Origin of the sequence: Neobacillus sp. GCM10023253 (assembly GCF_042653105.1) — a bacterium.
Classification (GTDB): Bacteria; Bacillota; Bacilli; order Bacillales; family Cytobacillaceae; genus Neobacillus; species Neobacillus citreus.
The window spans coordinates 24773-45529 of the sequence record NZ_JBHSHV010000010.1; the positions used below are offsets into that span (position 1 = coordinate 24773).

Annotated in this window: 22 protein-coding genes; 3 read left to right on the forward strand and 19 right to left on the reverse strand. The window is 43.5% G+C overall.

Annotated features, from left to right (window positions below):
- Positions 1-131: 131 nt before the first annotated feature.
- The 3 genes from ACFPA1_RS13500 to brnQ all read right to left on the reverse strand — a co-directional run bounded on the left by ACFPA1_RS13500 (position 132) and on the right by brnQ (position 4073).
- Entirely contained in the window at positions 132-917 is a 786-nt protein-coding gene (locus ACFPA1_RS13500; RefSeq protein WP_378583662.1) for a 3-hydroxybutyrate dehydrogenase, read from the reverse strand.
- Between the two features lie 20 nt (positions 918-937).
- The gene (locus ACFPA1_RS13505; RefSeq protein WP_378583665.1) at positions 938-2377 is read right to left on the reverse strand and encodes a GntP family permease; all 1440 of its coding nucleotides are present in this window, start codon (positions 2375-2377) and stop codon (positions 938-940) included.
- 325 nt (positions 2378-2702) lie between these two features.
- The gene (gene brnQ, locus ACFPA1_RS13510) at positions 2703-4073 is read right to left on the reverse strand and encodes a branched-chain amino acid transport system II carrier protein (protein WP_213148221.1); all 1371 of its coding nucleotides are present in this window, start codon (positions 4071-4073) and stop codon (positions 2703-2705) included.
- A gap of 352 nt (positions 4074-4425) precedes the next feature.
- Between brnQ and ACFPA1_RS13515 the strand changes: the two genes are divergently transcribed.
- Positions 4426-5355, forward strand: a complete 930-nt coding sequence (locus ACFPA1_RS13515) for an endonuclease I family protein (RefSeq protein WP_378583667.1) — start codon at positions 4426-4428, stop codon at positions 5353-5355.
- A gap of 103 nt (positions 5356-5458) precedes the next feature.
- On the opposite strand, the gene ACFPA1_RS13520 is transcribed toward ACFPA1_RS13515, so the two are convergent.
- From ACFPA1_RS13520 to ACFPA1_RS13535, 4 genes are all read right to left on the reverse strand, one after another.
- Positions 5459-6403 (reverse strand): ABC transporter permease subunit, encoded by a 945-nt coding sequence (locus ACFPA1_RS13520; protein ID WP_213148219.1) that lies wholly within the window; start codon positions 6401-6403, stop codon positions 5459-5461.
- Position 6404: 1 nt separating this feature from the next.
- Positions 6405-7259, reverse strand: coding sequence for an ABC transporter permease subunit (locus ACFPA1_RS13525; protein WP_378583670.1), 855 nt, complete (start codon positions 7257-7259; stop codon positions 6405-6407).
- A 182-nt stretch (positions 7260-7441) separates the two neighbouring features.
- Positions 7442-8371: an alpha/beta hydrolase gene (locus tag ACFPA1_RS13530; RefSeq protein WP_213148217.1), complete on the reverse strand. Its 930-nt coding sequence runs from the start codon at positions 8369-8371 to the stop codon at positions 7442-7444.
- Positions 8372-8498: 127 nt separating this feature from the next.
- Positions 8499-9113, reverse strand: coding sequence for a DedA family protein (locus ACFPA1_RS13535; RefSeq protein ID WP_213148216.1), 615 nt, complete (start codon positions 9111-9113; stop codon positions 8499-8501).
- Positions 9114-9276: 163 nt separating this feature from the next.
- Here ACFPA1_RS13535 and ACFPA1_RS13540 point away from each other — a divergent pair, with 163 nt between their 5' ends.
- Positions 9277-10350 carry a Gfo/Idh/MocA family protein gene (locus ACFPA1_RS13540; RefSeq protein ID WP_378583674.1) on the forward strand — a complete coding sequence of 358 codons (1074 nt, stop codon included), beginning with the start codon at positions 9277-9279 and terminating at the stop codon, positions 10348-10350.
- Between the two features lie 72 nt (positions 10351-10422).
- Here the strand turns inward: ACFPA1_RS13540 and ACFPA1_RS13545 are convergent, their stop codons facing one another.
- Positions 10423-11514 carry a CotH kinase family protein gene (locus ACFPA1_RS13545; protein WP_378583675.1) on the reverse strand — a complete coding sequence of 364 codons (1092 nt, stop codon included), beginning with the start codon at positions 11512-11514 and terminating at the stop codon, positions 10423-10425.
- A 196-nt stretch (positions 11515-11710) separates the two neighbouring features.
- Here ACFPA1_RS13545 and ACFPA1_RS13550 point away from each other — a divergent pair, with 196 nt between their 5' ends.
- Entirely contained in the window at positions 11711-12067 is a 357-nt protein-coding gene (locus ACFPA1_RS13550) for a CotG/ExsB N-terminal domain-containing protein (RefSeq protein ID WP_378583676.1), read from the forward strand.
- Positions 12068-12172: 105 nt separating this feature from the next.
- Here ACFPA1_RS13550 and ACFPA1_RS13555 read toward each other — a convergent pair whose 3' ends face one another.
- The 11 genes from ACFPA1_RS13555 to eutL all read right to left on the reverse strand — a co-directional run bounded on the left by ACFPA1_RS13555 (position 12173) and on the right by eutL (position 20656).
- Positions 12173-13708, reverse strand: coding sequence for an amino acid permease (locus ACFPA1_RS13555; protein ID WP_213148213.1), 1536 nt, complete (start codon positions 13706-13708; stop codon positions 12173-12175).
- Positions 13709-13734: 26 nt separating this feature from the next.
- Entirely contained in the window at positions 13735-13869 is a 135-nt protein-coding gene (locus ACFPA1_RS13560) for a hypothetical protein (RefSeq protein WP_277398268.1), read from the reverse strand.
- 50 nt (positions 13870-13919) lie between these two features.
- Positions 13920-14738: an ethanolamine ammonia-lyase subunit EutC gene (eutC, locus tag ACFPA1_RS13565; protein ID WP_378583714.1), complete on the reverse strand. Its 819-nt coding sequence runs from the start codon at positions 14736-14738 to the stop codon at positions 13920-13922.
- Between the two features lie 57 nt (positions 14739-14795).
- Positions 14796-16157 carry an ethanolamine ammonia-lyase subunit EutB gene (locus ACFPA1_RS13570; protein ID WP_378583679.1) on the reverse strand — a complete coding sequence of 454 codons (1362 nt, stop codon included), beginning with the start codon at positions 16155-16157 and terminating at the stop codon, positions 14796-14798.
- Positions 16158-16327: 170 nt separating this feature from the next.
- Positions 16328-17755, reverse strand: a complete 1428-nt coding sequence (locus tag ACFPA1_RS13575; protein ID WP_378583682.1) for an ethanolamine ammonia-lyase reactivating factor EutA — start codon at positions 17753-17755, stop codon at positions 16328-16330.
- Between the two features lie 43 nt (positions 17756-17798).
- Positions 17799-18239 carry a EutP/PduV family microcompartment system protein gene (locus tag ACFPA1_RS13580; RefSeq protein ID WP_213148210.1) on the reverse strand — a complete coding sequence of 147 codons (441 nt, stop codon included), beginning with the start codon at positions 18237-18239 and terminating at the stop codon, positions 17799-17801.
- Positions 18236-18574, reverse strand: a complete 339-nt coding sequence (gene eutS / locus ACFPA1_RS13585) for an ethanolamine utilization microcompartment protein EutS (protein ID WP_213148209.1) — start codon at positions 18572-18574, stop codon at positions 18236-18238. Before eutS ends, ACFPA1_RS13580 begins: the two co-directional genes overlap by 4 nt.
- Before the next feature lie 22 nt (positions 18575-18596).
- Positions 18597-18872, reverse strand: coding sequence for a EutN/CcmL family microcompartment protein (locus ACFPA1_RS13590; RefSeq protein WP_213148208.1), 276 nt, complete (start codon positions 18870-18872; stop codon positions 18597-18599).
- Complete coding sequence (locus ACFPA1_RS13595; RefSeq protein WP_213148207.1) at positions 18869-19642, reverse strand: hypothetical protein; 774 nt, start codon at positions 19640-19642, stop codon at positions 18869-18871. Before ACFPA1_RS13595 ends, ACFPA1_RS13590 begins: the two co-directional genes overlap by 4 nt.
- 22 nt (positions 19643-19664) lie before the next feature.
- Positions 19665-19964 carry a BMC domain-containing protein gene (locus ACFPA1_RS13600; RefSeq protein ID WP_213148206.1) on the reverse strand — a complete coding sequence of 100 codons (300 nt, stop codon included), beginning with the start codon at positions 19962-19964 and terminating at the stop codon, positions 19665-19667.
- 35 nt (positions 19965-19999) lie between these two features.
- Positions 20000-20656: an ethanolamine utilization microcompartment protein EutL gene (eutL, locus tag ACFPA1_RS13605; protein ID WP_213148205.1), complete on the reverse strand. Its 657-nt coding sequence runs from the start codon at positions 20654-20656 to the stop codon at positions 20000-20002.
- Between the last annotated feature and the right edge of the window lie 101 nt (positions 20657-20757).

Sequence of the window (20757 nt, forward strand, 5' to 3'; positions counted from 1 at the left end):
TATAAAAACTCGATAAATTTATTATAGCAAAATCTTAATGAGTTTTTTGAAAATTGGAAGATTTGTAAAAAAAAGAGAATCCCGCTGACACGGATTCTCTTGTACTATGTTAACAATTACACTGATACCGTCTACTGCGCTGTGTACCCTCCATCGAGAACAACCGCCTGACCTGTTATCCCCCTGCCTTTGTCGCTTGCTAGAAATACTGCATAATCCGCAATCTCGGATACGGATAAGAGCCTTTTTTGGGGGACAAGCGGATAAATGACTTCCTCGAGGACACGTTCTAATCCGACATTTCTCGTCTTGGCCAAATCAACCAACTGTCCCCTTACAAGCGGTGTATCAACATAACCCGGACATAAGGCATTGACCGTAATTCCGTACTGGGCTCCTTCCAATGCGGCTACTTTCGTTAAGCCAATCACCCCATGTTTCGCGCTGTTGTAGGCCGCTTTCCCGGCAAAGCCAACCAAGCCATTAATGGAAGCCATATTGATAATTCGGCCAAAGCCCTGCTCTTTCATATACGGCAATACATTTTTAATGCCAATAAACGGCGCCGTTAACATAACTTTAATCATTAGTTCAAATTTTTCTGTCGGAAAATCCTCAATTGGGGAAACATATTGCAGCCCGGCATTATTTACGAGAATATCAATTTTTCCAAAAGTACTTCTTGCCAATTCCAGACTATTCTTATATGCCTCCTCATCGGTGACATCACAGGGAGCGGCAGTTGCTTCAAAACCTTGTTCCTTTAACTCCAGCGCCACTAGTTTACTTTTTTCTTCATTTAAATCGGAAATAACAATATTTGCACCTTCTTCAGCAAAAGTCCTAGCAATTTCTAAGCCGATACCGCTTGCCGACCCGGTTACAAATGCTGTTTTTCCAGCTAATGCTTGACTCATATTCAAGACCCCCTAAACTGTTAAGCGATTCCAAAGAGTGAATAGATAGCAATAACCGCAAATACCGCCAATGTTTTAATGACCGTGATGGCAAAAATATCACGATAGGATTGCTTATGGGTTAAACCTGTTACTGCCAGCAAGGTGATGACTGCTCCGTTATGCGGCAGCGTGTCCATTCCTCCTGATGCCATCGCCACAACTCGGTGCATAACTTCAGGAGGAATATTCGCTGCGGCAATCGCTTGATTATACTTTTCAGCCATCGCGCCTAAGGCAATCCCCATACCTCCAGATGCTGAGCCAGTCATCCCTGCAAGCGTAGTTGTCGTAACGGCACCATTCACAAGCGGATTGGTAAAAGTAGTCGATATGCCATCACTTATTTTTGCAAATCCCGGAAGTGCAGCAATCACTCCGCCAAATCCGTATTCAGCCCCTGTATTCATGGTTGCCAAAAGTGACCCGCCTATCGCAGTGTTTACGCCATCCTTAAAGCCATTCGTAACCCGTTTCCAATCATAGGCAATAGATGTAATAATCCCGACAAGGAGTGCCATAATTATCGCCCAAATTGGAGCAGATACTGCCACATCCACCTTATAGGCATCTAAGCCCAGTGCTGCAAAATCAAAGCCATTCGGATACCACTTTGGAATATTCGTTACAAAAAGTTTATTCGTTACTCCGACCAAAATGAGCGGAACAAAGGCAAGAATTTTTCTTGATAATGACTGTTCGATTGTTAAATCAGGTAGAGCAGGCTCATTGGCACCAAGCTTTTCCTTTTCAATAGCAGCTGCCATTTCCGCTCCTAACCCATAATAACCTTCACCTGCTTTTTCAGCTTTTTTCCGTCTGGATTCCAGATAGAATAAGCCGGCTGCCAAAACGATGATGGCACCAATGATTCCAAGGATAGGTGCGGCGTAGATGTCGGTTTTAAAAAAAGCAATCGGAATAACGTTTTGAATTTGCGGTGTTCCAGGCAGCGCATCCATTGTAAATGTAAACGCACCTAGCGCAATCGTACCTGGAATAAGCCTTTTCGGAATATCTGCCTGCTTGAACATTTGTGCAGCAAACGGGTAAATTGCAAACACGGCTACGAATAAACTAACCCCGCTGTAGGTTAATATTGCCCCAAGCAGCACAATCGACAGCATCGCCCGTTTCGCCCCAAGCCAGCCGACAATTGTCTTCGCAATAGATTCAGCAATCCCGGACATTTCAACAACCTTACCAAAAATAGCTCCCAATAAGAAAACAGCAAAATAAGATTTAATAAATCCGACCATTTTTTCCATAAATACGCCCGAAAAGAATGGCAATACATGGCTTGGTGCAATTAAGACCACAGCCAGGAGGGCACAGATTGGAGCAAACAGGATAACAGAGTAACCTCGGTAGGCCACAAACATCAATAATCCAAGTGCCAATAAAATTACCAATAAATCCATATAAATCCCCCTTGCGTAAAATTCGTAAAGGTCTTTTTCGGAAAACGCTTTCATCCTCGTTTTAAAAAAAGGCCGTTACATTAAATTTATTTGCAAGTTTTATGCCAACTATTCTGAAAATTAAAAATTCCTAATATAAAGGCATAATCAACATATTCACTTAGGAAATATCGATATTTGGTGAGTGAAATTTCCGATTCTACGGAAGCTGTTTTTCCGTTCTTCCGGAAATTCCGCCTATCCGGAAAATTAATCCCTTCACCAATAGGTTTTTTTCAACAAAAAACGCACTGCCAATGTGCAGTGCATCTTATAAAATTATGCCTTAAACGTTATTTTCCCTAAGAGAAATTCGAAAATATTTTTGCAGCTTCACGATTCCAGTGCTGATCGCAATCGCAATGATCGCTGGCAACAGCCAGCCCAGTCCTTCATTATATAACGGCAGTACTTGTTCATAAAAGGATACGATCGGGTCCATCCACCTAAAATTTTCGATTCCTACAAGCTGACAGAAAGTTTTGATACCATCGATAATGCTGACCATAAAGGTTACAACAGTTGCTGAAACATAGACGATCTGCGAATGTCTAAAAAACTTTGATAAAAATGTCAGCAGCATTAGGACAACAGCCAGCGGATAAAGAAACATTAACACTGGAATTGAAAAGTTGATGATGTTTGCTAATCCGAAATTACCAATGATAAGAGATACTAACGAAAAGAAAACAACCCAAATTTTATAGCTGATTTTCGGCATTTGGCCATGAAAATACTCACCGCAGGCTGTTACCAATCCGATACTCGTAGTCAAGCAAGCGAGAATGATAATAATCGAAAGCATGACTGTTCCGACAATCCCAAAATAATAGGTTGCTGTTTTTCCGAGAACAGGACCTCCTGTTTCTAAAAGTCCGAATCGCCCTGTGCTAGTCGCACCTAAGTAAGCAACACCAACATAAATGATTCCTAGGAAAACTACCGCAACCAATCCGGATTTGGCTGAAGCCGACAGAATACCGCTTGTTGATTTAACTCCCATGGCACGAACAGCATTGATAACAATGATGCCAAACACAAGCGATGCCAGTGCATCCATCGTGTTGTATCCTTCCATAAAGCCCTTTACAAACGCACCGTTGGCATATGCTTCTTGTGGTGCTCCAATCGACCCCATTGGTTTAACAATCACCATGACCAATAACACAAAAATGAGAATAATGATGGCAGGCGAGAGGATTTTCCCGATCCGGTCAACCAGCTTAGCCGGATTTAATGAAAACCACAAGGTTATTCCAAAAAATATTAGTGAAAATATGAACAATCCAATGCGGTCCGAGCCCCCGCCGACAAACGGCGCAATACCAATATCATAGGCTACAGCACCTGTTCTTGGTGCTGCAAACAGCGGTCCAATTGTTAAATAAAGCAGCGAGGTAAAGATGATTCCATAAAGCGGATGAACCCTGCTTGACAGTTCCTGCAGATTTCTGCTTCCAGAAACGCCCATCGCTAATATTCCAAGAAACGGCAAACCAATCCCCGTTATAAGAAACCCAGCTGCCGCCTCCCAAACGTTTGTCCCTGCGTTTTGCCCGAGTGATGCCGGAAATATTAGATTTCCCGCTCCAAAAAACAAGGCAAATAACATGACCCCTATTACAAAATACTTCGAAAATGGCAATCTATTTTCCATTAAGGTTAAACCCCTTCATTTCTTATTCACGGATACTAATTTTACTATTCTCAAAATTAAAATGCAATCCATTTCCGTGATTATTTTGATAATTTTAAAATACATTTAAATACTGGAAATACAGAATTAATCATTATTTACAGTAATTTCTTTTTGAAGCTACTTTTATAACACTCAATTCACAAAACAAAAGTAATTTTTCTAAAATAACATTTTACCATAGGGAAATTCAGCCACCCGAGCCATAACCTACGCCTGTTAACACAAAATTTCAAATTATAGCCGTTTTGCCGGAGATATCATTATATAATGAATTTGAAAGATAAATTCTTTTCTCTGGAGTGAGATTTAGATGTCAAAAAAGAAAAAAGTCATTAAGGATAGCACTTCGGAATTTATTGATTTGCATAAACAATTGGCTTTTTTGCGAGATAACAAGCGAAAAATACAGGAAGACAAAGACCTTTATTACGATGAAACAGAAGATTCACTCGATATTGAAAAATACTATCAAACAATCGCGCAACATAACCTTGATGGCGCCACTTTATTTTATAAATACAATGAATTACTAACAAAAACCCATAAAAATCGAATCCCCTATTTTATCAGTAAAGATTTATATCTATATACCTGGGTAGACCTGCACCCAGACGGCAGCGTAAAAAGTATTTACTCCAGTGAAAAAAAGAATCCTGAAACCATCATTATTCAGGATTATCAAATCATCACAGAAAAATATGAAGAATTTCAGGAATTTCTTCGAAAAATTAAGCAAAAGGAATTCGAAACGCTTCACCAATTGAAAGCCTATGAACGAAAATTAAAAGTTAACACGGAACATATTGTCCCCCAATCATGGTTCGGAGCCCTCGAACCTATGAAGGGCGATTTGCATCATTTGTTTGTTTGCGACCCGGAATGTAATATTACCCGCTCCAATTTCCCTTACTCAGATTTACCCAATTTCCATCCCGAATCACCGGAAGAACCGGTTCAAAATAATTGCGGACTCGCAGTCGGGGGAAGATTTGAGCCTGAGCATGGCAAAGGGACAGCAGCAAGGGCAATGCTGTATTTCTTGCTCCGCTATCCGAAGGCAATCAAAAAAGCTTTTCGAATTGAGATAGACCTCTCCACTTTAATCAAGTGGCACAAGACTTTTCCAGTAGGACTTTATGAAATGCATCGCAATCAAACCATTTACCAAATCCAAGGAAATCGGAACCCATTCATTGACTTTCCTAAATTGACTGAACAAATTGAATTCCCTATTCTTTAACTTGTTATTCCCATCATTTTTTTGCAGATTAAAAGATATGTAGTACTAAAAAAGAGGCATCCTTTTAACCGGATTGCCTCTTTTATATGGATATAAAATATATTTAGACCTTTTCCCTTTTAAATGTATACTCTTTTCTTTGAAAATACGACTTTATCGAATCATTGATGAAGGCGACGCTGATTGCTGTAAATATAAAGAAGAGAACTGGCACAATGATAATCCATTGGCTGGAATAAAGGTAAGGAAGACTTCCGCCAATAACGCCGGACCACTCATAAGAAACAGAGCGCGGATCGTCTACAATCATCCCGTAAGAAACGAAGGTACCGCCAAAGAATAGCTTCATAAACCCAAGGTGGGCAAGGAGCTGCAGGACCTGGGTAAATTGCTGACCGAATAATAAAATCCATTTTTCGTAAACATGGGGAACGATGTGTTTAAAATAAATGTAGCGTTTACTTGCACCAAGCGTTTTGGAGGCCACAATAAAATCTTCCTTTTCCACAATCCTCATTTCATTCGCTAGATGGATGGTTAAATTCGGAATCGCAATGATAATTAAAATAACCGTTTCAAATAAAGCCCGTTTCCAAAATGGGGTTTGAAATCCGTCAATTGGCATCCACAAAACACTAAACAAAATGAAATAAACGATGATGGTTTGCGGAACGACGGAAAATGGTTCAAAAAGACTTTTTAGAAAACCAAACAGTCTTGGTCTCACAGAGTAGATCAAGGAGCTTGCCACTAAGGACAACAGCAGCCTTAAAATGGCAACAATCAAGGTGATTCCGATGGTGTACTTTGCCCCTTCAATCATCATTTGCCCCAAATCATACCCGAACTTATCCGAACCGAGCAAAAACACCGTAAATGGCGGGTAGGGCGGTGCATCGATGAGATTCCCCTTATCATCATAAAAAAAACGCACCTGTCTGATTTCCCCATCATGAAGTACCGTATTTACTATGCTCCAGGTAAGCAGCGTAACAAGGAATAAGACGCCAAAAACAAATCTTTTTCTTTTTAATAAAAATAGAATCATGCTACTTGGAATCCTTTCTGTAATCAAAGCTGATCCATTCGTACGTGCGGTAAAGTAGATAAAAAGGGATTAAAATGAGAATACAGCCGACAACAAAAGGATCCGGTCCAGTGACCATTGCCCTTAACAAGCCGTTCATATTAAACAAATAATCTACTACCAATAAAGTGGACAGCATCGTCCAGAAAATGGTCTTCGAGGAGCCAAACATCCCTTCGGCAATATTCCGGAGCACGTGGATATTCAAAATATAAGAAAAAGATAATCCCTTTGCTTTGGCTAAATGGATATATTGTTTCTCCAACTCTTCCTCAATGTGGTGAATGAACACCTTCGTGATATAGAAGCTAATGGGAACGCTTAAGCTGATCACTGGCAAAAGGAAGGCCTTTTCACGTATACTGACCACTGTTGCTATTTTTATTCCTGTTTTCTTGTAAATCATAATAACAGCCAGCTGCAATAAGAGAATGAACATCAAATCAGGAACAGCCTCTGCCAATTCAATCAAGTTTTTAAGGACGTTGATTTTTTTTCGAAAAAATATAAACGAAAGATATGTAATGACAAAGGCGATGAAACAAGCTGTAAGGATGCTTAATCCGAGAATTTTCATAGACTCTATGTATCTATCAAAAATAACTGGAAATAATGGATTTTTTCCGTCCAAAGTCAATTGATCATAGGAGATTAAACCAAGGTTCATGGCTTTAATCGCAATAAAGTAATCTGAAAAATGAAACGTCAAATCCTTTAATAAAACCGGTAATGCACCAATGCAAATCAACACTTCCACTGCTAACAAGCACTGCAAAACTAAAATAACCACTTTTTTCGCAATACGTTTAAGATTCATAGATTCTTCCTCTCTATTGATGCATGGGTACGGTTCTCGTGCCTCATTTTGATCCACGGTAAGCTATAAAAATTTACACAAAATTCCGCAAAATATATTATAAATGCTCTTTTTCCATTTTGCTATTTTTAATTTTAAAAAAGTGCCTGGATTGTATAATGGCCCAGACACTTTTAGGTATTTTATTTACTGAATGCTTTTTTTAAAGCTTCCCCTGATTTTTCCAAGGCCGCTTTTCCTACGTTTAGTACTGCCGCCATGCTGATAAAGCCGTGGATGGTGCCGTCGTAACGGATTGTTTCTACTTCCACACCTGAATCAGCTAATTTTTTACCATACTCTTCCCCTTCGTCGCGTAACGGGTCATATTCTGCGGTAATAACTAGTGCCGGCGGCAGGCCTGTAAAGTCCTCATTTAAGGCAGGCGATACGAGTGGGCTTTTCTTATCTTCCTCACTGTTCAAATAACAATCGCGGAACCATTCCATTGTTCCCTTTTCTAGAAAATAGCCGTGAGCATTCTCCACCATCGAAACGGTCGGCACTCCGCCAGTGTTGGTACTTGGATACATCAAAAGCTGGAAACAAATTGGCGGGGTGTTTTTCTCTTTTGCAAGATGACTGATAACAGCAGCAAGGTTACCACCAGCACTGTCGCCGCCAACAGCAATCCGCGTGCGGTCCACCTTAAAGTCTTCGGCATGGTCGTATACATATTGTACTGCTGCGTAGGAGTCTTCCACTGCAGCCGGAAACTTGTGTTCAGGTGCAAGCCGATAGTCAACGGAAATCGTAACGCAGCCAGCGCTATTGGTAAGGGCCCGGCAAATATTATCATGGGTATCAAGATCGCAGATCACCCAACCTCCGCCGTGATAAAAAACTAACGCTGGATAGCTTGACTGTTCTTCCTTCGGATAGTAGACCCTTACAGGAATATCTGACGCAGGGCCAGGAATAGTCCGGTTTTCCACCTTGCCTACTTCCTCAACTTCCCCTTGGGGAAACTTGGAACCCATTCTTGCCATTTGCGGGGTTAAAGTTTCGAGCGGCGGTGCGCCTAGAGCTTTTAACTGGTCTAATAAAAACTTTGTTTGCAGTTCAAGAGTCATTTTTTCGCCCACCTTCAGAATCATAGTTTCATACGATTATATTGTTCGAGAAAAGTTAATTTTTTCCTCCAAAAATATAAATAATTATCCCCATCAGGCGAGGCAGTTTAAGAAATTGTTTCTTTCTTCATTTCGAAAAAAGTAAGCCTTTCCTTATTAATGTGATGACTCCCACCATTAATAGGCCGAAAAGAATCCCGTAAATTACGTTAGAGAAATTATCCATTTTTTCCGTAATAAGTTCCCAATTCTCTCCCAAGCTTGCACCTAGATGAATCAGGACAGTATTCCAAATCAGTGTTCCAATCGTTGTGAAAATTAGGAAAAGAGAAAAATTCATGTTGGCCATTCCAGCGGGGATTGAAATTAAACTGCGAATTAGCGGAATAAACCTACACAGGAAAACCGTCCAAATACCATATTTATTAAACCAGGCATTGGCGCGGTATAAATCTTCCTTTTTTAGTCGTAATAATTTTCCATACCGCTTAATGATTCTGTCAAACCGTTCCACATCCAAAAAATTTCCGAGACGATATAAAATTACCGCACCAAATACAGAACCTAAAGTTGAGGCAATAATGACTCCCGTAACGTTCAAACTGGTATCCAAGGTCATATAACCGCCAAAGGTCAGGATGACCTCCGAAGGAATGGGCGGGAAAATATTTTCAAGAGCGATCAGCAAAAATACCCCTATGTAACCATAGCTTTCAATAAAATCTTTTATCCAAACTTCCATTTTAATCCTCCATTTTTTTCATTTCCACATGTATTACGTTTTTTATCCTAAAAGGTTCCGCTAATTGGTATAAGTTCATATAGGAAAATTTTTTCTTCTATCTAGCACAAACTACCAGTTCCTATTACACTTAAATTATCCTAAAATTGAGGGGGTTTTACACATGAAGAAATTTAAGGCAGGAATTATCGGAACCGGTTTCGGCGCTAAAGTGCATGCACCGATGATGAACTTTCATGACGGATTTGAGGTAACCGCAATAGCAAGTGTTTCACGAGGAAATGTGGAGAATGTCCGAAACACGAGCGGTATAGATAATGTTTATACTGACTGGCGATTAATGCTCGAGAAGGAAGAACTCGACCTTGTTGTTGTAGCTTCAGCTGTTCATTTACATAAAGAAATGGTACTGGCTGCTTATGAAAAAGGTCTGCATGTGGTCTGTGAAAAGCCAATGGGCTTAGATGTGTCGGAGACAGAGGAAATGCTTTCAGCCAAAAACCAAGCAAACAAACTAGGGATCATTAATCATGAATTCCGCTTCCTACCTGCCCGGACAAAGGTGAAGGAAATTTTGGACAGCGGCAGCTTGGGTAAAGTTTTACACGTTCGTTATTTGGCTGCTTTTCCGAATTATGCCTATCTTTCATCCAACCCACGTGGCTGGCTGGCCAAAGCGGAGACTGGCGGAGGGATGCTCGGGGCAATTGGTTCGCATATGTCCGACTCTCTTCAGTGGTGGCTTGACAGTCATTTTCATGAAGTGTTTGCTAATCTTCCTATCCATGTACCAACCTATACTTCTGGGGATGGAACAGTCGAAATCCGTACAGCCGATGATGCATTTCAGGTTATTGGCAAGCTTGATAACGGGGTTACAGTAACGTTGGAATTTGTGTCGGGAGTCCGCCAAACCGCCAATTCATGGCGTTTAGAGGTCTTTGGTACAGAAGGAACAATGATTATGTTAGACGATAGCCAGGTACTGCTTTCTTCAGGTGATGCTCCTCTTGAAGCAGTTGAGCTAGTACCTGATATAACAGCCCCTGCAGAAATGCCGGCGGTCGCCGCCCGTTACTATAACGGCTTTAACCGCGCTCTAGATGCCCTGTACGAAACTCTAGTGACAGGTGTTAAACACCCTAATCTAGCTAATTTTGAGAACGGCCATGAAACACAAAGGGTGCTTGATGCGATTCGGCTTTCCTCGAGGGAAGGACGAATAGTTTCCCTTTAAATTCATAAAAGAACCATCCGAAATTGGATGGTTCTTTTAAAAACACCGCAATCTTAAAGGCTGCGGCCTAATTTAGTTAAGCTTTACTATTTCGCGTTCGATATATTTTCTTCTTTCAAGGATGTATTCCGTGATTACCCGAAGCTCCTGGTCAAATTGTGTGATCGAGTCCTTTTTGTAGGGGTCCTGCAGGACATAGGGCCGGATTATCCCAAGCACCTTTTCAACTCTAGGCACCATAAATCCCAATGTAAACTGCTGATTCATAATTTCAACCAGCAGCTTTTGATACTGCTTTCGAAACGAATCCACATCCAAAATTCTTGCCGTTAACGTATTATAGCCCTTAAGCGGAACATAATCCGCCCCCATCACCTTCCCGTTAACATCCCTCCCCCAGGTGGCATCGTAATCCCATGGCATCACCTCGAATAGCCCTGTTTCACCATTTCGGTAAAGCGAATAATTATGGACAAAACCATCATAGTTGGACGTGAAGATGATGCCCGCAATCCACCGCAAGTATTTTTCAACATCAATATATTTAATAATTTCCCTCTCAAATTCACTTCTAGTAATCGTATTAATGTTATAAATAAACCTTTCTAAAAACTTATCCTCGGACGACTTCCCACACTTCTTTTCATAGCCTGATTTCAATGACTTTTTCACGGCTTTATCCAAATCACTCATCAATGAAAAATTCGCATCGCCATCAATGGCGTAATAAATGCTGCCAGCGGGAAGGTTTCTTCTTCTTAAAAAATTTTCATCCACCGATTCGATTTCCAAATATATTCCTTCCGGTTTGCCGTTAAGGGTCAAAAAGACATGCCGGGAATATGGTGCCAGGACACCAATCTCAGAAAAGAAATCGAAGGATAATTTATTCCGTATGAACGAAGGATCCTTATACTCAGCATTTATATGAATTTCACTGGAGCCTTTGAATTTTTTAGGCTTATAAAAAGAAATGTAATACGATTTTTTCAAAAAATCACGAATATGGGAGCCGCGGTAGCTGATATCTACCTCTAATCTCTTGCCATCGATATTTAGCTGTGCGGGGATTGGCATATCCACCCATATATCCCTTTTAAGCTCCTTTAAGTCGCTCGGTTTTATAAAAATTTTATAGTTTGGCAGTTTTACGGCTTCGTCCATTCCCTATCCTCCCCTCCTTTTATACCTATGATGGAGTAAAAGGGATGTCACGGTTTATTGATTTTTTCATTGAATAGGCTATTGTCCGAGACCAAGACAAGCGTCCATTCGTAAATTGTTAAAAGAGGAGTGGGTGTAATAGATAATGCACAATTCATTTCGTACTCCCTTTTCTGTAAAAAAGGAGGTGCTTCAAATGGAAGAAAGAGAATTTTCTCCAGAGGATATTCAAAGAGCTGCTGATGACGTAGGACGCGGCGGATTCGGGGATTTCATGTTTATGGATCCAGGCCGTCATCGCGGGACATCTAGCCACAGAAGAACTTCTAGTCGGACTTCTAGTCGGACTTCTAGACGAACCTCTAGTCGTCGAAAGATGACATCCAGCAGAAATACAACTCGACGCCGCACGTCCAGAAAAAGAACTTCAAGACGCTTAACGCATAATCTGGAATGCACAAACTGGCGTAATACAGGCCACGGCAGACATCAAACGAAAAGCTGCTGGAAAGACGGCAACATGTGGGTGTTTAAATCCCGTAAAAGAGGTTAAAGAATCAAAAGGCGGCTGGTCCGCCTTTTCTTTTTTTTCTAATCAGGAAAACTCTGAAGGTCAGGACCCCGGCACAACGTCTGAAAGGTCCTGACCTCTTTTTAATTAATGTTTCCCATGTTCAAACTCGTCTTCCAGTCTTCTAATTTCATCAATTGATTTTTCGAGTGCTGACTGAGGGCCTTTGAAATGCTTTTTATAATAAGTCAAATCCATAATAATTAACAAGATAAACATTCCCGCCAAGGCATAGGCAGCCATTTGGTTAGGGGGAATGATCATCATGATAGAAATGAAGATAATCCAAAGGATGCTGAGAATATTGATCGGCTTGCTCCACTTTCCAAGACTCCAAGGGCCGTAATGCTTTGGCTGAAAGATCCCCTTAGCCTCTGCCTGCAGCTTGAGATAGATGGGAATCCCATAGGCAACATACAAACCAACCACACTTACTGCCGTCAGGAAGGCGATGGTGGAGTAACCTGCATCCGGATTCACCAGCTTCGTAATGTAATCAATCAACGCCAGCACAAACGAAAGAATCACAGACAGCCAAATCGCCTTTGCCGGTGTCCGGAACTTCCGGCTGATTTCCGCCCAATGGCGGCTGAACGGCATTCCTTTGTCCCTTGAGAAAGCATACATCATCCGCGAAAAGGAAGTAATCGACGAAAGGCCGCAGAAGAACATTGCAAATGTCACTAGCCATAACACGACTGCTCCAAAGGTGCCGCCCAGAGCTTCACTAATAACAAAGATAAAAGCATTATCTGATTTCACCGCACCGGCCGCATCATGAATCGAAAGCGTGACAAATGCCAGCATGATAAATCCAAACACAAATGAAAACGCAACGGAGTTGTAAATGCCCCATGGAGCGCGAACACGTGGGTGGACTGTTTCTTCAATCGTATGGGCAGACGCATCATAACCAGTAAAGGTCCACTGTGCCTGTAACAATCCGATTAAAAAGGCCAGAACATAAGGCTTATCGGAGAAGGTTTGCCCTACCTGGAATAAGTAATCAACCGGCTGTAGGCCGTTTCTTGTAAAAAATGCTAAGCTGACAACCAGAATAGCAACAACGACCATATGGTACCAGGCTGAAAAGTCGTTTAATTTTGCGACGATTTTAATCCCAACGTGATTGAGGATTCCGTGTAATAGGAGAATAACGCCAAAGACAATTAAAGTGGTGGTATCGGTAGAGGTATATCCAAAAACGGTTGCTAGGAGCGGGTCTGCAAATAAGGCGCAAGAGTAGTCGATTCCGGCCACAATCCCAATTTGGCCGATTAAATTAATCCAGGCTGTGTACCAGCCAATCCGAACCCCCTTTAAGGCGGCGGCCCAGTGATACAGGGCACCTGCAGTGGGAATAGCAGAAGCCAGCTCGGCAAGTGATGCGGCCACCAGCATCACGAAAAAGGCCACAATCGTCCAGCCAAAACCCATCATACCCGGGCCGCCGTACGTTAACCCATGTCCATAGAGAGAAACAGCCCCTGTTAAGATGGAAATAATCGAAAAGGAAATCGCAAAGTTGGAAAATCCGCCCATATCCCGCAGTAATTCCTGGGCATAGCCATAGCGGTTCAGCTGCTTCCTATCCTCCAACAATTGTTGGTCTTTGTTTTTCATTTGTTCTACCCCTTTCTGACTGATTATTAGTCATCCTTTCCAACAAAGATTTCATGCTCTTCTTCTTTAAAGGCCCTTACATTTTTATTCGCATGCATGCCAATGGCCGTACCGACCACTAAAGTGATGACTACAAGTGCAAAGCCGATTACAACCTCCATCCCCCCACCCTCCTTTCACTATAAAATCCCAATAGAAAGATAGAATAACACTATAATTCCAGCTTTACTCCGCTCACCTTTTGCTCAAGCATCTTCTTAAGGACAGTACCAATATGAGCACCAGCCTCGACAGGCGGAGTTCCAAGCGGGTGAATATTCGAAATGACATTTCGGTCGGATTCAACCACTCCTTTTCGCGGCCGGTAGCACATATAGGCACTCATCGAACTAGCCGAGACCAGCCCAGGCCGTTCGCCGATTAACAGGACCAACACCTCCGGCTCAAGAATCTCGCCAATATGATCCATGCAAGCTACCCTGCCCCCTTTAACAAAAAACGGGGTTCCAGCGGAAAGGTTATTGATTTTCAAAGAATCCAGTAAGGCCGGATAAACATCCATTAAATTGGTTTCCACAGCACTAGCGCTTAGTCCGTCTGAGACGACAATTTGCACCTGCGGGTGATGGCTGCATTTTTCCTTAATGGCCCTAACCGCATTATCGGTTAAGATGCGCCCTTTATCAGGCCTTTTTAGATACGTTTCCTTGTTTTCATAGCATGTTTCAACGGTAAATAAATCAAATTCCGCCAGGGTTTTTTCAAGGACCTCGCCCCCGACCGCATCAATTGCCGCCGCATGGTCAAACTGCAGCTTTAACATCGTTTTCGTGAGCGGCCGGGTTCCAGTCCGCCAAACGCCAATCCTAGCCGGTGTAGAGGCAATTAAATCAGATACCCCCTCCTGATATACAGCTGCCGGAATAGAGGTCTTCCAGTCGTTCTCAGTAAATATCAGTCCTTCTTCATTGGTTTTCGCAATTTCTTCTGCTTTAGTTTCAGCGGGAAAGTTCCTTTGAAGTTCCTCCATTACTTTTTGAACAATAAATTCAATCTCATTCTCCTGCACTCTCTCCCCCTCCTTTCCTTACATAAACAATGTCGGATCACCGGCCCGCTCGGTTAATATTCCGCTCTCCATAATTCCCATCTTCTCAAGCCATTTTTCAAAAAATGGCGCAGGTCTTAGGCCCAGCACCCTTCTGACAGAAGCAATGTCATGGAAGCTGGTCGATTGATAATTCAGCATGCAATCATCCGCCATCGGAACGCCGATGAGGAAATTGACACCGGCCGAACCAAGGAGGACGGCGAGATTCTCCATATCATTCTGGTCGGCTTTCATATGGTTTGTATAACAAACGTCGACACCCATGGGAATTCCTTGCAGCTTCCCCATAAAATGATCCTCAAGCCCGGCCCTGATAACCTGTTTGCTGTTGTAGAGATATTCCGGCCCAATAAAACCGACTACGGTGTTGACGATAAACGGCTTATATTTTTTTGCAAGCCCATAGCAGCGGGCTTCGAGCGTTACCTGGTCAATGCCATGATGTGCATCTGATGAAAGCTCCGACCCCTGTCCCGTCTCAAAATACCACAAATTCGGCCCAGCTGCCGTTCCCTCTTTTTGGATCAAATCATTCGCCTCATCCAACAGTCCGACGCTGATGCCAAACGCTGTGTTCCCTGCCTCCGTTCCCGCCAGGCTTTGAAAAAGCAAATCAGACGGCGCACCATTTCTGATGGCCCGCATCTGGGTCGTGACATGTGCAAGCACACAATTTTGCGTAGGGATTTGAAAGCGGTCGATTTCCTCTTTAGTCATTTGTAAAATTTGTTTTACACTTTCGGCTGAATCAATAACTGGGTTAATCCCGATAACTGCATCACCGATTCCATAACTGAGCGCTTCATATAGAGAGGCCCTGATTCCTTGAATGCTGTCAGTGGGATGATTCGGCTGGGCCCTGCCAGCAAGCGTGCCTTTATGGCCGACCGGATAATTACACTGGGTCACAACCTCGATTTTAGATGTTGCCTGAATCAAATCCAGGTTGGACATGATTTTAGCTGCGGCAGCGACCATCTCACTCGTCAGTCCCCGGCGGATCCGGCTGATTTCCCGATTTGTTGTAGATTCAGCCAGCAGGATCTCACGCAGGTCGCTGACAGTCCAATTGGCGATAGATTGATAGATTTTTTCATTAATAGATTCTTCAATGACGAGGGAAACCTCGTCCTCTTCAGGTGGGAGCACTGGGTTATTGCGGATGTCGCTCAGGGTCAAATCAGCCAGGAGGTGACGTGCTGCAAGCCGCTCCTGAGCGTCGTTGGCGGCGATACCCGCCAATTGGTCCCCCGACTTTTCCTCATTCGCCTTCGCTAGAATTTCTTTTAAGCTATTAAATTGATATGTTTTATTAAGTAAAGTAATTTTGGTTTTCAAATTTCACTTCACCTCCCAGTTTCTTTTTCTTTTAAGGGGTTAACGAGGATTTACTCGCCTGTTTTCCGATTTTACTCGTCAGTTCGGCCAATTTACTCGCTGCTTTCCCCATTTTACTCGTCAACTTTGGTATTTTACTCGTCGATTTCCAGATTTTACTCGCCATCCAGCTAAAACGCCAGCGTCTTCACAACAACGGGCACCATTGTATCATTCAACGGTTCGCCAATATCAATATAGTCGCCGTACTCAACCACCACCTGGTCAATACAAATCACGTCCATATCAGCCGCTAACTGCAGTCGCAGCGCCTGCCCCAGGGCTTTAGCCATATCATTTTCACAGACTACAACAAGAGCTGTTGCCCTAGGAAAAAGCCGTGCGTAGACCTTTCCGAGTACTTCCGCCAGCCCCTTTAGCTTTAAATAAGGCAAATAGGGCATTTCCGCTAAACTAATCGCAAACGGCACTTTAGAATTTTCATGGAACAATTCCTTTCCTTGAAAAAAAAGCCGTTCAATATACTGCTCCAGAGCCGTTTCTGAATAGCTCATTTTAACTACTGGGATGTTTCTTAGCGGCAGATGCTCAGGAGCAATCGATATCGTCGCCCCGCTGATTTTCGTTGTCTGCATGCCTGCCCCGATGACCGTTGCCCTCGAAGTTTGCGATGACTCCACTACGGAAAAAGGATAGTTTTTTAAAGCTTTCATCAGTTCTGCAGCCAAAATCGGGCCGATGTCGTTATATTTCGCTGCCTCACCCAATGTCGGAGGAGGCCCTTCCAGTGCCAGCCTCCCAACCCCCCCAGAAATCATAACATCATTAATCATCGGAAGTGTTTCCGACGAAGCACTGTGAACCAACGCCTTAACGGTACCTATAGGCATCTTCCCCACTAAACAGTCCAGCATGTCTTTGCACAAACCAGAAGAAAGGTCAGAAATCTGCTTTAATGTAAGCCGCATCCCCTTTTCCAGCAAGTAGTTTTTAGAAAAAAGCCAAGGCTGTAAAGACTGGGATACCGCCAAGACTTCACCGGCAGAATCGATTTCGACCAGCCGGCCGCCAACATGAAAGGTAATCGTATCCAGCACTTTTCCTTGCTTAAAAAGGGCAACGTTGGCAGTACCGCCGCCGATATCGATATTGGCGACAATACCCTTCACCTTTTTTGAGTACTCAGAGGCACCCGATCCCCGTCCAGCCAATACGCCTTCCAAGCTGGCTCCGGCTATCGCTACCACAAAGTCCCCGGATCGTTCCGCCAAATAATGCAGCAGAGCATCAGCATTTTTCTTAATCGCCGTTTCCCCCGTTATGATTACCGCACCCGACTTGATCTCCGATAGTGACAGTCCAATTCGTCGATATTCCTGTTCAAGCCAGCCCGCCAATGTCAGCAAGTCAATTTCATCTACATTTTTCAAAGGAGTGGAAATAATCTCACTCACATAGGTGACCTTTCGATCAATAATATCAAAGTGTGGCAGGGCAAAATGACTCGACACCCTGCCTAACGTCAGTTCGCTTAAAATCAATTTCGTTGTACTTGTGCCAATATCAATGCCGACACTCTTTATTGCTTCCAAGCTCAATCTAAAGCCCCTCCAGACCGCTATCTGTACCGCTCCTAAAAATTCAAATAAGATTCAATAGGGCCGCCTTCAAATCCGGTATTCCTTCAAGAGTGATGGACGAAATTTTATATATTGAATGATTTGACAAAACTTGCCTCAGCAGTTTTTCAGCCTTTTCCAAATCCGCATTTGGATGGTCTATTTTGGTGATGACACCAATAGGAATCAACGGAAATCCCTGTGCAAAATTCGGCGGCAGGAACTGCTCATGGCGAGTTGCGTCTTGAATGATTAGGAGAATCCGCGCTTCCAATGCTGTCGCGATTAAAGAACGGTAAAACAATGGATTTTCACTATACTCCCCAGGTGTGTCAATGATCCAATCCATATAGTTTAGTGCCTGTGTTTTGACAGCGGGTGTCGGGTCCTCAAGCAGTCGTTTGGTTAACGTAGATTTTCCTGACCCAACTGGACCAATTAACATCACTTTCCCTTTTTTCATGACTTAGTGATCTCCGCTGGTTCAAATTTCAAATGCCTGCTCAGGAATTGATTGATGGCTTGGATGGCCATTTCTACATTAGAGACCGTTCCGCAGATGACAAGCGATCCGGTAAAGCGGTCCAAATACCCAATATCGACATCTGCTGCTTTGGTAGCAATATCAGCTGCAATTATGGCGGTCTCTGTTGGTGTCAATGTCAAAATTCCAATCGCCCCCGCTTGACCAATTCCAAGCTTCGTATATAAGGCTTCATCAGGATTGGCTATAATGTGTGCCAATGTCAGCTGCTTCCCCGGTACATATTCCTGAATGACGCGCTGCTTTTTCTCCATCCATTCTTCACACCTTTAAACGCTATTCTTCCCCTTCGCCTACCTCGAGGGAATCGACAATTCCAACCACCACTGCATCGATCGGGGCATTTTTTGAAAAAATAGTCCTTGCCGGACTGCCACGTGAAACAATTACACGCTCACCGCGGCCGGCCCCAATTCGATCAGCAGCAATAATTGGAGCCCCTGCCGGCTCCCCTTTCCAGTTGATGGGCTCAATGATCAGCAGCTTCAGTTGGCTCATGCCATCCTCCTTTTGAGTAGCCCAAATGCTGCCCATGACCTTCCCAAGAATCATCCATCCGCCCCCTCTTCAATGACTTTTACCCCTTTTTCCTTCAGAAAATCCTTTGCCAGCGGCGTCAGGATCGTCCCTTGCCTGATCATCAAAGTCTTCGAGATTCCCAGATTCCCAGTAAGCCATTCCACTGTTAACACCTTTCCTATAAAGGTCTCCCCGGATTGTTGGTCCTTTTTTTCTTGGAAAAACAAACTAATAATTTCTTTATGCATATAGGATTGCTTGAAAAAACGAATACCAAGGTTGGTGAGCTCCTGTTTATAGGACTCAAATCGTTTCTTTAGTGGGAGCGGTAAATCCAGTGTTTTTAAGGTCCGGCGATCGGCCCGCTTGATACCAGAAGAATCACCGCCAACCATGACCGGTTTCTGAAGAACGAGGGCCGCAAAGATGATTTCCGATTTCACAGAACCCTTTAATCCTTGGCAGACACGGGCGGCGTTATCCAAGTCGATTTCCGGGATGACAATGGCATCATAATCCTTCGGCAGCTCAATCGGTGCTTTGGCATACTCGTCCGCTGCTATTACTTGCCCTGCCCCGGTAGCTTGGATATAGCTGCCCCCAAGCCATCCTGACGTCTCACCGTCAAGCGACAGGAAATCATAATCTATTGGATGTTTTTTTAGAACCATCAATTGGTCAACAAAGGGCTCGTGCGCTGAGCTGTCACAAAATACAAACAGGACTTTTATTCTAGGAGTCTCTTGTTCGATAAGTTCACGGGCAATCCGTTCTACCAATTTCTGCAGCTGCCCTTTATCCATTTTTAACACTCCCAACCGCCATTTACGTTATGCTTTGCCCTTCCAGCTTCGGGAGGATCAGTTCAATATCGGAGTGCGGCCTTGGTATTACATGGACGGAAATGAGTTCTCCCACCTTCGACGCTGCGGCTGCCCCTGCATCTGTAGCAGCCTTGACAGCACCAACATCACCGCGGACCAATACCGTTACAAGCCCGCCCCCTACCTGAACCTTCCCTACCAGACTAACATCCGCGGCTTTCACCATCGCATCCGCAGCCTCAACTGCTCCCACTAATCCCTTTGTTTCAATCATTCCTAATGCCGACGTTTCTCGTCCCATTTTTGGAACCTCCTTCATTTTTTTTACCATCTATCCTAAAACATCTTATGGGGAGACTGAGCTATTTTTTGAATCGTGTCCGCAAAGGCCTCCGCTGCTGCTTTACAGGAGGATTGGCTTCCTGTCAGAAGCCCCCCGCCAAAGTTGGTTTCTGTCGGCGGTCCATAAAAAACACAAAGCCTTACGTCTGCCGCCTTTAACGCTGCGTCCAGCCCCACCATCGCCTCAAGAGGAGGAGCAATTAAATATGCGAGCGGCTCCCCCGTTTCAATCCCGGCTAAACTCGATAAAAACGAACCAGTTCGAGAAATTGTATGGGCATAGTAAGCGTGATTCCCAGCCTCGTCCACCGCATAAAAAGCCGGACCCTCATTGATCATCCTTACAGCGACCTCCAAGCCGCTCTTTACTTCAGACGGTGTAGCCCCGCCTAAAATCCCAATAAACTCTCCCGATAATGGACCGGAAGCATGTGCGGCCCCGGCATAAAAAGACTTTGCATAGACGACTTCCACCGCGGCCATTTTGGTGGCCTCATCAATCGCAGTATAGCCGACATCATCACTTGTGCTGGTAACCAGCCCCAAGCTTTTGACGTGGTCCGGAACCTTCAATGCCTCTCTTAACCCTTCATCAACATTTGGTATCAGCTGACTTGCCAAGGCTTGGGCAGGTAATCGTTGTAGCCTCATGAGTTCCACTCCCTATTAGCAAAAAGGGTGCCCTGATGGCAGTATGACACTTCATCTAAGGCACCGATGCCAATCTCTATTCAATTTTGCTAGGTTACTAC